At 61.0% G+C, this 14157-nt stretch carries 12 protein-coding genes and 1 pseudogene; 7 read left to right on the top strand and 6 right to left on the bottom strand.

Annotation, left to right across the window (positions count from 1 at the left end; genetic code table 11):
- Positions 1-125: 125 nt before the first annotated feature.
- Complete coding sequence (locus BACI348_RS01590) at positions 126-272, top strand: lmo0937 family membrane protein (RefSeq protein WP_159823648.1); 147 nt, start codon at positions 126-128, stop codon at positions 270-272.
- Between the two features lie 142 nt (positions 273-414).
- Here the strand turns inward: BACI348_RS01590 and BACI348_RS01585 are convergent, their stop codons facing one another.
- Both BACI348_RS01585 and BACI348_RS01580 read right to left on the bottom strand, forming a co-directional pair.
- A complete protein-coding gene (locus tag BACI348_RS01585; RefSeq protein ID WP_159823647.1) occupies positions 415-1641 on the bottom strand; it encodes a GAF domain-containing sensor histidine kinase in 1227 nt (408 codons plus the stop codon).
- 308 nt (positions 1642-1949) lie between these two features.
- Positions 1950-2747, bottom strand: coding sequence for an EAL domain-containing protein (locus BACI348_RS01580; protein WP_159823646.1), 798 nt, complete (start codon positions 2745-2747; stop codon positions 1950-1952).
- 142 nt (positions 2748-2889) lie between these two features.
- On the opposite strand from BACI348_RS01580, the gene BACI348_RS01575 reads away from it, so the two are divergent.
- The 4 genes and pseudogenes from BACI348_RS01575 to BACI348_RS21055 all read left to right on the top strand — a co-directional run.
- Entirely contained in the window at positions 2890-3405 is a 516-nt protein-coding gene (locus BACI348_RS01575; RefSeq protein WP_201298354.1) for a hypothetical protein, read from the top strand.
- Between the two features lie 495 nt (positions 3406-3900).
- Positions 3901-4077, top strand: a complete 177-nt coding sequence (locus BACI348_RS01570) for a CsbD family protein (protein WP_159823645.1) — start codon at positions 3901-3903, stop codon at positions 4075-4077.
- 665 nt (positions 4078-4742) lie between these two features.
- A complete protein-coding gene (locus BACI348_RS01565; protein WP_159823644.1) occupies positions 4743-5288 on the top strand; it encodes a YceI family protein in 546 nt (181 codons plus the stop codon).
- Positions 5289-5716: 428 nt separating this feature from the next.
- Positions 5717-5845: pseudogene (locus BACI348_RS21055) on the top strand (hypothetical protein); the annotation flags it as partial.
- A 28-nt stretch (positions 5846-5873) separates the two neighbouring features.
- Here the strand turns inward: BACI348_RS21055 and BACI348_RS01560 are convergent.
- From BACI348_RS01560 to BACI348_RS20970, 4 genes are all read right to left on the bottom strand, one after another.
- Positions 5874-7025: a GGDEF domain-containing protein gene (locus BACI348_RS01560; RefSeq protein WP_159823643.1), complete on the bottom strand. Its 1152-nt coding sequence runs from the start codon at positions 7023-7025 to the stop codon at positions 5874-5876.
- A 543-nt stretch (positions 7026-7568) separates the two neighbouring features.
- Positions 7569-8681: a LacI family DNA-binding transcriptional regulator gene (locus BACI348_RS01555; protein WP_159823642.1), complete on the bottom strand. Its 1113-nt coding sequence runs from the start codon at positions 8679-8681 to the stop codon at positions 7569-7571.
- Between the two features lie 16 nt (positions 8682-8697).
- Positions 8698-9705, bottom strand: a complete 1008-nt coding sequence (locus tag BACI348_RS01550) for a hydroxyacid dehydrogenase (RefSeq protein WP_159823641.1) — start codon at positions 9703-9705, stop codon at positions 8698-8700.
- Between the two features lie 44 nt (positions 9706-9749).
- Positions 9750-11300, bottom strand: a complete 1551-nt coding sequence (locus tag BACI348_RS20970) for an acyltransferase (RefSeq protein ID WP_201298353.1) — start codon at positions 11298-11300, stop codon at positions 9750-9752.
- 391 nt (positions 11301-11691) lie between these two features.
- Here BACI348_RS20970 and BACI348_RS01540 point away from each other — a divergent pair, with 391 nt between their 5' ends.
- Together BACI348_RS01540 and BACI348_RS01535 are read left to right on the top strand one after the other, a co-directional pair.
- Positions 11692-12573 carry a sugar phosphate isomerase/epimerase family protein gene (locus BACI348_RS01540; protein ID WP_159823639.1) on the top strand — a complete coding sequence of 294 codons (882 nt, stop codon included), beginning with the start codon at positions 11692-11694 and terminating at the stop codon, positions 12571-12573.
- A 99-nt stretch (positions 12574-12672) separates the two neighbouring features.
- Entirely contained in the window at positions 12673-14109 is a 1437-nt protein-coding gene (locus BACI348_RS01535) for an ABC transporter substrate-binding protein (RefSeq protein ID WP_159823638.1), read from the top strand.
- The last annotated feature ends 48 nt before the right edge of the window (positions 14110-14157 follow it).

The following is a 14157-nucleotide window of genomic DNA, read 5'->3' as shown; positions in this document are numbered from 1 at the left end:
ACCCGTCGAGGAACTCTGAGTTTTTATCCATCTCTTCGGGCAGCCACAGACGTAGGATGAGCGAACCATAAGAAGTGCGGGCGGGGCGCAGTATTCCATCCGCAGAGGAACGAAGGAGATAAGTCATGTTGCTTTGGATAGCCATCGCAATCGCCGTGCTCTGGTTACTCGGCCTGCTTACCAACATCGGCGGCGGCCTCATCCACATCCTTCTGGTCGTCGCCGTGATCGTATTGATCGTTCACTTCATCCAAGGCAGATCGCGCGTCTAACTGAAGCCCGCAAAAAGGAAAGCCCGTGTCACTGACATGGGTTTTCCTTTTGCCCTCAATTCTGGGGAACGCCGGATTCGCAGAGGGCTGGTCGCCGCAGATTTGGGGGTGGTTGGGCCCCTCCAAATGGCCCTAAAGCGATTCAGCCAGCTGGAAAGCTGACGGCAACGGTGGTTCCGCCACCCGGGGTGTCTGAAAGGAGGAGGTCGCCGCCGTGGGCTTTGGCGATGCTGCAGCAAGTGGCCAGGCCCAGGCCTGTGCCGGCACCGTCGCCTTCACGGTGGAGCCGCACCAGTGGTTCCAGGACTTTCGCCCGGTCCTCCGCGGGGATGCCCTTGCCGTTGTCGGCGACCAAAACGGTGGAGCCGTGGTAGTTGGAGACTCCGCTGATGCTGATGTGAAGATCCCGGTGGGGGCTGCGGTAGTTCATCGCGTTGCAGAGCAGGTTTTGCAACAGCGTGCGCAGCTGACCCGGGTCGGCGTAGATCGTCAAATCCTGTACTTCCACCATGTTCTGGTCGTTTATGCCCAGGTCCAGCATCACTTCGGTGGCAGCATGCCGGACAGATACGTACTCGGGACGGATGCCGCCGCCGACGCGGGAGTAGCTCAGGACGTCTTCGAGCGTCGCGAGCATACGGCGCCCTGACGCGTCGATCATGTCCAGGTCCTGGGCCGCACCGGGAACAGCCTGGATCCGGGGGTCGTCCTGCAGCATTTCGAGGTAGCCCAGCATTGTGGTCAACGGGGAACGTAGATCATGGCTGACACGGCCGGCGAAACCCGCGAGCCGGGCGTTGCTCTCCTCCAGCTCAGCGTATGCCCGGTCGAGCTGGGCTGTCCGGTGCTGGAGCTCCAACAGCTCAACGACCTGCCTGCCGAGGACCTCCAGCATGTCCACTTGCGCGGGGCTCAGTTCCTGGACAGCCTCGGAGAAGACACACAAGGTTCCCGGCACGAACCCGGAGGACGTTTCCAGCGGAACTGAGGCGTAGAAACGCACCCTGCCGATCTCACCGGTAACAAAGGGGCTGTCCGCGAAACGGGGGTCCCGGGAAGCGTCTGAAACTACGGTTTTTTCCTGGGACAGGAAGACTTTGGCGCACATTGAATCCTCGCGGGAGCACACCCCAGGGTCTACTCCCCAGGCCCCGATCTGGTGCTGATGCCCGGCACTGATGATATTAACAACGCCGAACGGAGCACCGCACAACTGGCTGGCCACCCTGACCAGATTCTGCAATGCATTCATCACGGCCGCGTTGGGTAGCACTGGTGAGTCCAAGGACGGGTCAAGCCCGTACTCCATCAGCTCAAAGTCGCGGCCGATGTCATTGCTGAAAGCCAGTCGTCCCGCTGCTCCTGTCATTACGAACCCCCAGACCGTTGTGTGCTTTCGCGATCATACCCGCACCCATAAAAGGCTGGCATCGAATGCGACATCCCAGTTGGAACATAACCAACCGCAACGAGATCAGGAATCAGAGCACCAAGCCGGCCAGCCTTGCAGAAAATTTATTGTCGGCTCTGTATAGCAGGCGGGGCAGTGGTGCGAAGGCTTGTTTTCTGCCGCAATCTTCCTCAGGTGGGTTTGGGTGGGGTGGACAGGGGTGAAATGGGAACAGCGCGCCCGGTGGCAGCCAGTGGAATAGCGCGGAGATTTCCTGTGGTTGGGAATTAAGATGTTTCTGGGCGAGGTGAGCCGGTTGCAGTGCCGGGTGTCCGGTTTTCGGCGAGGAGCTGCCGAATCTGTGGTAGCTCCTCGAAAGCAGGCTTCGCGAACCAATATCCCTGGAACAAGCGGATGCCGGCCGCCTTGAGGGCCAGGAACTCCGCCTCGGTCTCGATACCTTCCGCGAGCACGGCGATGTCGAGCTCCTTGGTGATGCCTACTATGCCGGCCACGACGGCCTGACGGGCTCGGCTCGTATCGATTCCCCGAATGAGCTTCATATCGATCTTGATGAGGTCTGGCTGGAATTCGACGAGGAGCCCCAGCCCTGCGTGACCTGCACCGAAGTCGTCGATGGCGGTCGTGAAACCATGCTTGCGATACTCCGTGATAATGCCGTTAAGGTGACCGGTATCCGAGACTTCCTCATTCTCGGTGAACTCGAAGATGATTGACGACGTCGGAAACCTGCACCGCCTGGCTGCAAGTAACGTCGCGCGAAGACATGCGGCGGGTTCGTAGACGGCGTTCGGCATGAAGTTGATCGACAGCTTCAAATCCTCCCCGGCAGGAAACAAACGCGATGCCAACTCGATTGCCTTGACGCGGCAGTCCTGGTCGAAGCGATACTTCTGTTCCGGTGAGACCTTTGACAGGACCTCGGAGGCACCTTCGCCCGACAAGCCTCTGACCAACGCCTCGTAGCCCCACACGCGACTGGCCACGGCGTCATAGATCGGTTGGAATGCCATGCTGAAATCGAAGTCGAGCTTTGAAGATGTGGCGCAGCCTTCGCAGGCCATAGGGGTTCCTCTCCCTGGTTACTCCACCGTATGGTACGACAGGTGTTGCCGACATCTCGGCCAATCCGTGCCGAAATCCGGCTCCTCCGTTTCCGCCCGGTGGCGGAGAATCGCTCACAAAATGTTCTGGCAAAATCACTGGGTGCCAGCGGTCCATGCCGTTCAAGCCCGCGGCTTGACCAAGACGCCGGGGATCCACGCCGGCGTGGTCACCTCCCTTGCCGTGTTGCTGGGTATCACCGTGCCGGCCGAAGCCACCGGCAGGGCGGAGATCAGGTTGAGTGCTGCTGCAGGTCCTGCCGGAGCCTCAGTGATGGTGACCGGTTCCGGTTTTGCCCGGCGTAGCTCGGGCATGTTGACTGCCGGGTCGGCGGCTGTTCCCTTTACCGTCGGGGCCGATGGCTCCTTCCGCGCCCCTGTCGTCATTGAACCAACGGTTTCGGCACCGGTTCCGGTGACAGCGGCAACCGGGAAGGTCTCGGCGTCGGCGCGGTACACCGTAACGTACAGCTCGGCATCCCTCACCGCCAGGCAAGAGACCACTGCCGATGTCACCGGCTTCGTCTGGTTCCACCACAACAAGGAAGTCGACTGGCGAATCAACAGCACCACCACCTCCGCCGACACCCTTGCCACCGCGCTGGCGGCCAGAAACTAACCCTCGTCAACCGTGCCCGCCCGTTTCAAGCTGGTGAAGCGGGCGCGCAAGCCCTGCCCGTTCACCGGCCTGAAGATGGTGCATGCATCGGGAACCGGCTTGGCGGCAAGAACGCCGCCGTTGCCACGTCCCTTTCTCCCTCAGCGATTCTGCAAGAGGGGAATGACGAAGGGCCCGGCGCGGAGCCTAACGGCAGCTTGACGGAAGCACCATTATCGGCTCCTAAAGCACAGGAGTAGAAGTGGCTGGGGAAGCCCCCCTTCCACGGCGAATGCGAGGGTTTTTTGACCGAAGCTGGGGCTTGCTTGGCGTTGATGCCAGCTGAGGCGGGTGGTTGCTCCATTCAGTGCATGGTGCTACGGCAGGTGCGTCACGCCGCTTAGCCTTCCCAACTTTAATCGAGAATCAGATGCAGACTTGGCAACCCGACCCTAAGCATGCTTATCATGTTGGTAGCCGAATGCGAACGGCTGCCGAACCAGAGGAGGAAACACCATGGGATTGGGCGACAAGATTGAAAACGCCGCAGAGAAGGCCGGCGGCAAGGGTAAGGAAGCGGCAGGCGCCGCCACGGGCGATGAGAGCCTGCGGGCCGAGGGCCAGGCAGACCAAGCCAAAGGCGATCTGAAGCAGGCCGGCGAGAAGGTCAAGGACGCTTTCAAGAAGGACTGACCAGTCCGCAGCGAAGGACGCGCTCAGCGAACGGGGCGCGTCCTTTTGCTTGCCCGGAATAGCAAGGAGCGCGAACGGGTCCACGCCGTTTCCGAGCCGTCCGCTGGAAGGTCTGCGGCCTTTCGGCGTACGCCTACTAAATGCGTATGCGCATTCGCGGGAATCGAGTACCTGTTACCCGGGCGTCCTTCAGCTGGCAGCCGTACCGTGGACAGCGGAGCCGGCGGCGAAGATCTACGGCCGAGACCCCGTGCATCTCCCCCAGCCGCCGCCGGCCCCACCAGTATCACCTTTCGTGAAGGTGAAAATTCAGACCGCGCCCTGGGTGCTTCCTCAAGACCCAGCCGGCCCCCGACTGGCGACAGCAGCATCAGGGGTATGTACTCCCGGCTCCAAGCGGCTAATACTCTACTGAGGCAGCCAAATATGTGTGAACGAACGGCGGCCAGCACGCCGGACCGAACCCCTGGCTCAGCATGGGTCATGGCCGGGGAGGAAAACTACATCGAGCACGCCCTGTGTCTGGAGTTGTGCTGCTGATCACGTTTCCTGAACTGACACTCGGGTGACTCCCGGCCGGCTCGGTCTCTGGACAAAAAATCCTGCGTGCAGCAGTGTGGGGGGTGGTCATCCTGACCGGTTTCCACTGCTAAGGAGATGCAAAAGTGACTCTGCCACACGGAATAACCTCAGGCGTCTGGGTTCTTGACATGTCGCACAGTGAGATTGCATTCACGGTCCGGCACGCAGGCATCAGCAAGGTACGAGGCCGCTTCCTCGAAGCTTCCGCCGAGGCCCGAATTGGGGACTCTCTGGCCGACGCTTCGCTGCATGCCACTGTCAAAACATCCAGTTTCGATTCCGGTGACGCCAACCGCGACGCTCACGTGAAGGGACCGGACTTTTTCGATGTGGAGAAATATCCGGAGATAACATTCCGCGCCACATCCATAGAAGGCGACGGTGAGGACTATACGCTGACCGGTGATCTCACCATCAAGGGAGTAACCAGGCCAGTGGAACTGGAAGTAGAGTTCGCTGGTGTGGCTGTGGACCCTTTCGGCGCCACACGCGCAGGCGCCTCGGCCGAAGCCGAGATTAGCCGTAAGGACTTCGGCCTGACTTGGAACGCGGTACTGGAGGCCGGCGGTGTGCTGGTCAGCGACAAGGTGAGGATCAATATCGAAGCAGCGCTGGTCAAGCAGTCCTGACGGGTTTCACCGCCTATTCCAGAACGCCGATAATGAAGATTCTGTAAAGCTCGGAGCAGGGGAGGGTTCTTGTCGACGGACTCGAAGCAAAGGGCGGTCTCCAACAGCTCTCTCGATCCCGAGGAATCGCCAGGGGAAGAGTTGTTATCGAACGAAAATCGACAGAGTCCATCGGAGTTCGCTACCGAGCTCTGACGGAAAAGGGCGGCGGTGCTGCTTTCCTACATTTGCATGACCTCGGGGCGCTGCAGATGGCACGGGCCACGACAGCTGAGACTGGCCAAAGGTCAGCTGTAGGTGCTGCCGTGCTGCGGTGCTGGCGTGAGATTCGGTAGTGCGCGGCGGGTGAGTCATGCCCGCCATTACATTGCTGGTTAAGTGGCGGGGCATAGAAACCAGCGATGTGAACTACAGATTGGTGGCGAGACGTTGGGCGCGGGCTCTTCGCTGGCGGCGCCGTCTCGGGGACGATCCTTTCGTTCGAACTGGAACTGCTGTGGCCGGGCCTGATGGGAGTAGACGGCGAGGTGATCGGCCTGCTTTTCCCTTATTCGTAACGGCGCTGCAGCGGGTGGGTCGTGAAAGCTAAGGTTTCCTGTCGCTGTGGGCGGCACGGTTTCTGCCCAGTGCTTTGGCCGTGTACATGGCCTCGTCAGCAGCACCAATGAGCGCGTCCACATCGGAGGCCCCGTTCCCATACGTTGTAATCCCGTAGCTCACGGTGGGCATTCCTACTCCGGCGTCGGCGGGGAAGGCAGCCAGGCGCCGGCTGATCTCCTCTACCGACAGCTGCGCCCGGTCCCGACCAGCTCCCGGAAGGAGGAGAATAAACTCTTCACCGCCATAGCGCCCGACAAGGTCTGTGGGACGGACCGTGGCCGTGCACGCTTCCGCGAACCGTTGCAGCGCGAGGTCTCCTGCAGCGTGGCCATAGGTGTCGTTGACCGTCTTGAAGTGGTCGAGGTCGGCCAGGATCAGGGCCCCGCTGTGTGGGGTCAGGCTGTGGTCGGCCAGCCGTTCGGCGGCCAGGTCCATGAAGGCCTTGCGGTTCAACAGGCCAGTGAGATCATCGCGGGAGGCCGCGACACGCAGGGTCCGGGTCTGCTGCTCGCTGCTGAGTGCGGCCATGCTGAATGAAACGACGACCAACAGGATCATGGTCACGAGAGTGGTCACGGCGGAACCGAAGACGGTCACAAAGATTGGCCCGTTCCGGCCCTCAATGATGAATGCCAGGAAACGGAAGAAGTAGAAGACGGCCAGGCCGCCGGCGGCCGCGACCATCGGGATCCGCATGCGGGAATAGCTTCGATCCAGGCGCCAGAGCTCGAGTGATGCCAGCCCGATGCTGATGCTCATGGTTGCCAGGAACACGGGACCGCCAGCCCACGTGTTGGTGGCCGGATTGTCCGGGACGGCGGCGATCAGCGTGACAGCGGGAAGACCTACGGAGGGCCACTTGCGCGGCGGCAGCGTCCTAAGGGAGCGTGCACCGGTCCACACTGCCACCGCTCCCAGCACGAGCAGCACATTGCCCAGCGGGTTTGCCCAGATCTGATGCGCGGTCCCATTCAGCAGGAAACACGCCGACCCGGTGAGGAAGAACAGCAGCGCAACGCACCACCAGCCACTGTAAGGGGATCGGGTGACCCTGTAGGCAGAGAAGTAGAACAGGACTACCAGAACCAGCGCCATCAGGCCAAAGGCAATCCGAAGGGTCGTGGTATCCAAAACCATGTTCCGGTGAAGTCCCCTCCAAGAAACCCGAAATGCCGCTGGTCCAAGTATCGCATTTGGGCCACTGCCGCGCGTCAAGCAGTATCAGCCCAGACCGGAGAACATCATCATCCCCATGGCCAACCGCATGCTCTCAGTCATGGGCACCTGCGCCGAATCCGAACGCTCCTTCAGTTGGGAACGCCGGAGGGAAAATTTCACTCTAGCCAAAGCAACGGGGCGCTGACAAAGGCCGGAAGAAGACACTGGCAAAAGGGCGGCCGAGTGGTCAAGCGCATCCGCAGGGGTGTTCCGAACGTTGTCCTTGCCCGTGATTACGGGATCAGCATGCGCATCTGCCTACCAGTACCTGCGCCAAGAAGCCGGAGTGAGAGTTCACAAGCCGGGGCCGCCTTCATGCCGAATCCGGACGTCGCCTAGATTGGTGGAAGGTCCTTGCCGGCGTTCTGTCTTGATCGGCACTGGGGAAGAGAGTCACGCATCTGACTAAGGAATGGCGCATTCCCGGTCGAGAACGGGCGGTGTACACATTCCCGTGGAGGGCTATTGTTGGGCAGCCGTCGGGCTGATCGCGTGCCCGGGGGCCAAGGCGCTCCCTGTTCCCACGGTGCTCTCACGTGCGATCAGGTTCGGTTCGAACCAGATGTGCCGGTGTTCGTGCTCCGGCTGTTTGAGTTTCTGGAGCAGCAGGTCCACGGCTGTTTCTCCTATCAGCCGGGCCGGTTGTCGGATTGAGGACAGCGGTACCACGGCAGATTGGGCAAAATCGATGTCGTCATATCCGATGAGCGCTATATCTCCGGGAATGCTCAGCCCACGTTCTTGAAGAAGTGACTGCATGACTCCTATTGCCAGAAGATCGTTTGTGCAGAACAGGGCGTCGGGCCTTTCCTGCCGTTCGCGACCCATAATGCGGTTGCCGATTTCCCGGCCGGCAATCACGCTTTGGTCGGACGTAGCGAAGACCTCCAGCGCCGCGCCAGCGACTTCGTCTACTGCCTTTTTGCTCCCGTTGAGTCGGTCTTCCACGCCCCGGAGCGCGACGGGGCCGCCTATGAATCCGAGTCTTCGTCGGCCGAGGTCGAGCAGGTGCTTGGTTGCGAGGTATCCCCCCGCAATGTTATCCATCGACACGGAGCTGTACGGCGTTCCGTATTCCGGCCTTCCCACGACGACTGCAGTTATTCCACGCCGTTTTAGCTGTTCGATCCTGCCGGTGATGTCCCCTACGGGTGCGATCAAGAGTCCCTGGACGCGTTGTTCTTCGAAGAGGTCGATGTAACGGGACTGCCTTTGTTCGTTGTGGTCGCTGTTTCCTACGATCACTGCGCTGCCGTGTGCAAGGGCGCGGTCTTCAGCCCCGCGGGCCATGGCTGTGTAGAACGGATTGTCGGCGTCCTGGACGATGAGACCGATTGTGGTGCTGTACCCTGCACGGAGTTGCCAAGCGGCAGCGTTACGTACATACCCCAGATGCTCAATCGACTCCATAACGCGTTTGCGGGTCGCTTCCGAGGTCCTTCCCCAGTCGTTTAGGACGTTCGACACGGTGGTCACCGAAACGCCAGCATGCTTGGCGACATCCTTGATGCGCACGCCGCCGCCATTTTCCCGAACAGGCGCGTCGGTCTGCCATCCGTCTGATGGTGTCGGCATGCCGGGCCTCCTTTGATCAGGCGTTGGTTCGGTAGCGTTCACGGGTCACCTCATACATGAGCGGCTCGCCGTGAAGCAGCCTGCGGATTTCGTCGACGGCGCGCTGGCCGATTCTATGCAATTCGATTCCTCGTGATCCAGCCACGTGTGGGGTCAGCACCACGTTCTCCAGTGTCCAGAGGGGTGATTCCGGTGCGGGTATTTCGGGGTCAGTGACGTCGAGAACTGCTCGGATGCGCCCGGCGACGAGTTCGTCAAGCAGCGTGTCCTGGTTGACGACTGCGCCGCGGGCGGTATTGATCAACACCGCCTGATCGCGGAGCAGCGACAGCTGTTCGGCGCCGATCATGCCCCTGGTTTCCGGGAGCAGCGGAGCATGGATGGAGACCAGCTTTGAAGAGCTAAGGAGTTCAGGAAGATCCATCTTTTTGGCGCCTAAAGCCGCGGCTGCGTCTGCGTCCAGATAAGGGTCGTATACGGCGATGGCCAGGTCGAAGGGCTGGAGTAATTCGATCACTCGGCGGCCGATGTTTGACGCGCTGATGATGCCTACCTGCGGTCCGTAGTTGCCGGCTTCGGCCAGGATGTCGTCTACATCGATTGCTTTACGGGCCGCGCGGTAGGTGTGCTCTGTAGCGCGCACGCCTTTGAGTTCGAGCAGGATCATCGCCAGGGTGTATTCGGCGACGGGAAGCGCGTTTGCTTCTGCTTGGGAAGAGATTCTGATGTCTCGATCGTAGACGGTGTCCTTGACGATGGGTCGTACCGTTCCAGCTGCGTGAACAATGGCCTGCAGCTTCGGCGCGAGGTTCAGGATGCTCTCATCAAGCATCCCGGATCCGGTTCCGGTCAGTATGACGTCGGCGTCTGCGAGTATTTCCGCTAGGTCTTCCGACTGGGGATCCGGTGACGCCGGCACATCCGAAACGTTCCCGAGAGTGTTCAATTGCTGACGTATGGGGACCGGCAGGGTGCGCGCGGCGTGGTCCTCGGTCATTGCTATGACGATGTTGAAGTCCTGCATTTCGCATATTTCCGTTTCTGTCGCGGGGCGGGATTCTGAGGCCTTTAGGGGCGCCCGGCCAGGGGCGAAGCGGGTTCGGGGCGATGGATCCCGCGGGGCCGGTAGCCGAGCGCGTCGCTGATCCCAAGATAGTCAGCCAGAAGCCAGGTAATTGACAACCACATTTCTGTTCCCAGCAGGCCCGGGGTCCGAGTCGGACCGTACCCTTGCTGCAATGTGAAGCTGAAGCCCGCGCCGTCGTTCCAGGACCCTAGTACTCGTTCGAGCTGCTCCTTTGCCCAGGCGTCCGCATCCCGCCTGCGATGTCCGGTTTGCTTCGCCGCCAGCCATAGTGGATGGATGACGTCGAGAACATTGCAAGCCGTCCCTTGTCCCGGCCCAAAATAGTTCGCGTCTGCTGAGTGGGTCAGCACGCTGTCGATCGTACGCTCTGCGTACGGGAGGGGTACGCCGAACTGGGCATAGGTGCCGCGGGTGAGCCGATAAGTCCCGTTAACGGATTCGAGCAGCCCCGTTGAACTGTCTCTTTGGCCCCAGAGGCCGGTAACAGGATCGCAGTGCAAGGTCAGCCAGCCGAAGAGAAACTCCAGTTCCCCTGCGAGCGCAAAGTTCTTCTGATCCAGATACAGGGCGGTGCCTAGGGCGTCTACCCACGCGCCGGAACGCCAGCTTTCGCCTTCCCAGGGCAATCGTGCGAGCGAGTCCTTCAGAGTAAGGCACGTCATATCCTGGAACGATCGGATCGGGTGCTGAAACTGCGACCCCAGCAGGTCGAGCGCATAGCCGGTCGACAGGATGTTGTAATTGACAGCTGCGTGACCGTCGAGTGTTGGAAGGGCGGAAGCGGCTTCGCCTTCCAGGTGCCATTCAGGGGTGAGCCCCGTCTGCGGATCCTGGCCGGCGCGCAAGACGTCAATGAGCTTCTCGGGAGAAATCTGAGGAGGTGCCGAGCCCCGCAGGATGTCGTACAGCTCAACCGCATCGCCCCAGGCCCGCACGGTGGGCTGAGCTCCGGGGATGTCAACGAAACTTCCGCAGTTTCCAGCCTCAGGGTTCCAGCAACGACCCACCAGCTGGTCTGCCTGCTCGCGGGCCCTTTCTGCCAGTGCATGCAGGCGCGTTCCTAAATCTTGCCGAGCTGCCGTTCCCGTCCCCCGCCGGTCCCGCAGGCGTTTGGCGGGGTTTCCAGCCACGATCGACCACTCCGGAACGTCCTTGGTCACCACGGACCCGGCGCCGATGATGCTGTGAGCGCCGATGGTGACGCCATCGACGACCACGACGTGGGAGCCCACCCAGACGTCGTCACCGATGACGACACCCTTGGATGTAAGGGGCTGTTGGTAGATCGGGGAGTCGACCGACATGGCGTGGTTAAACCCGAGAATCGATGTGTGGGCACCCACCCGGACGCCGTCTCCCAAGATGACGTTGCCGCGGAGTTCAGAAAAAGGGTTCAGGGTGCAATCGGCACCGAGCTGAAGTTCGCCCCACAAACAGACGTGCGCAGCCACATATGACCGGGCTCCAAGTATGAATTGGTCAGCGTATACGGCCGCGAGGGGCGAGATGAACGATCCATCCGCGAACACCATCTCACCCCTGGACATCAGGCACGACTGCCAGTGTCGCTGTTCATCCTGCTCGTCCTGAGTCGCTGTCTCCCAGAAGGGACTGACTCCCAAGTCGTATCGCGTGAAGGCTGGTGAGGTGTTCTGCTGCCGTGGGGACATCCTTGCTCCAATTTCATTAATCAAGGCCAGCGGTCGCACCTGACCGCAATGGAATCAGGCTAGCAGGGTTTATCGATACATCACAGGTCGAATACCCGTTGACAAGGCGCCAACCGCTCAAATAGAGTGGCGCCAATCACGTAGATGCATCGATAAACCGGCGGAGTCTGGTTTATCGATACATCAGGAAATCTTTCCTCTCGCAAAGGCGCAGCCCTCCGACTCGCGCCGGGAGGGCGCCCAAGGAGACCCCATGGCTTTCAAAATCGCCGCGTTCAGCGACGACCTGTCCTCGGTATTCAGTGAGGCGGCCGAGCTAGGAGCCCGGGCCGGCATCCAGGGCCTGGCGGTCCGGAACGTCGCGGGCCGCCCCGTGACTTCCCTTACCGATAGTGAAATTCGGCAGGTCGCCAGGGCAGCTGCCGACGCCGGGCTGGCGATATCGTGCATCGGTTCGCAGTTCGGCCGGAACCACTACCTGGATCACGAGGACTCCCCCCGCAAGGCGGCTGCGTTGCTGCAGGACGCCCTCAACTGTGCTGAAATCCTCGAGACCCGGTACGTCCGGATCTTCGCACCCTGGCTGTACGGAATGGATCCCTTGGAGACCTGGGCTATCAGGCCGGACCTTGGGAGGAGCCTGGACCGGATGACGGAATGGTTTGCGCCGGCGGTGGCACTGGCGGAACAATCCGGAATCACGCTTATGGTCGAGTTGGAGGGGGCGAGCTACGTCGGCCAGGTCGAAGAAGCCCGGCAGCTGATCAACACAGTCGACTCCCCTGCTCTGGCGCTTTGCTGGGATGTCTGCAACGGATGGTGGTCGGGCGAAGATCCGCTGCTTCAGGGTTGGCCGTCCGCCCGTGGTCTACCCATCGTGGACGTCCAGGCCAAGGATGTACGCCACCAGCCACACGACACCTTCCGGCCCATGTTCAGCCAGGTAGTGCTGGGCCAGGGCGACATCCCTTACGCGCGCATCATCAGGAACCTGGCCGAAGCAGGATACAGCGGCTGGTTCACGGCGGAGCGGGTCTATCACCCGCGGAAACCCGAAGAGGATCTGTCCCTGCAACATGACACCTTGGCCGATATAGCGAGCCTGCACCAACTGCTCCGGGAAGCCTACACCTAACCCTTCTCGCAGCAGCTGACAACGGCCGCACTGGCCACCCCACCCATCCCGCTCGTCTGTAACGCAGCAGAGAGAGCATCAACGCAACAGGAGTACGCAATGACGCAACACCCATCTTTCCCCCAGGCCACTGAAACCACCGGAAATTCCATCAAAGGGTTGAACACGCCGATGTCCCGACGTGGCCTGCTTAAACTCAGCGGCCTCAGCGTCGCCGCAGTGACCGGCTCCTCGGTCCTCGCCGGCTGCAGCACAGGCTCGGGATCCGGCAGCGGAGGCGGCAAGGAAATCACCGTGATGATCTCGCAAAGCCCCACAGCCCCGGAAGGACAGAAGCGCATTCTGGACCTGATGCGCCGCAAGTTCGAGGCCGCCCATCCCGGTAACACCGTGAAGTTCGACGTCGTTCAACTGGGTTCCGCTGTCTCAAGCGCAGTCGTCAACACTGCTGCCACCAAAGAGGGCCCCGATATTTTCGAGATTGGTCCGAACGGGCTGCCCACCGGGGCGGCAACAGGCGTATTCACGCCGATTTCTGATAGCGAGTGGTCCGATCTGGGCGGCAAAGACAGGTATCTTCCCTCCATGCTTGCTGTGACGGGCAAAGACAACACGGACCATGTCGCCATTCCCTACTACGCCTCCACAATGGCCATGTACTACAACAAAAAGATGTTCGCGGACGCTGGCGTCGCCGCAGCACCGACCACCTGGGACGACTTTGTAGAAACCGGTCAGAAGCTCTCCGACGCCAGCCAGGGACGCTTCGGCGTTGGCGAGGCCGGGGCGGAGCCCTCCCACGCCTGGCATGTCATCTGGCTGCTGACAACCCAGCTCGGCGGCCGCTTGATCAGTGCAGACGGCAGGACGGCGCAGCTGAACACCCCCGAAGTTATGCAAGCCGTCGGTTTCTGGCTGGATTGGATCGCGAAATACAAGATCGTCAACCCGAAGGATGCCACCAACAGCTCCGCGCAGCAGATCCAACAGTTCGTCCAGAAGCAGAATGCGATGTTCCCGTGCGGCTTTACCCAAGCCATCAGCAGCATGCCCGGCTCACCGGTCGAAAACGAGTGGGCGCTTGCCGGAAACCCGACAGTCCCCTATGGCCAGCAGCAGCTACAGGGCGGGGCAAAGCCTGTCCAGTCTTACCTGGGCGGGGCCACGTGGGCTATCTCGAAATTCAGCAAAAACCGGGATCTGGCCCTTGGCCTGGCCAAGATCATGGGCGAACCTGACGTCCAGCAGCTGACGTGGAAAGAAGTGGGCGGCCTGCCCACAACAAACGAAACCTTCACCGCACACCCCGAAACCAGGGAAGGCGATTGGAAAGTCATCTATGACGCTGCCGCCGGAGCTCAAGCAACCCCGTGGTCCCCGTCGTTCGGGCAGGTTTCTCCGCTGCTGGCAGCGGCCGTGAAGCCCAGCTTCTCAGAGCTCGCAGCCACCGGCACCTACAGCGCTGATCAGCTGAAGGTGCAACTGGATACCGCGAATGAAAAATTGAAGGCTGCCCTGAACAGCGAGAAGCGCTAATGTCCCCACAGGCTTTACAGGCCCCACCTGCGGCCGGTCTGCCGCCGC

The organism is Arthrobacter sp. 9AX (genome assembly GCF_902506095.1).
Taxonomy (GTDB): Bacteria; Actinomycetota; Actinomycetes; order Actinomycetales; family Micrococcaceae; genus Arthrobacter.
This window is presented reverse-complemented; position numbering and strand designations above follow the sequence as displayed.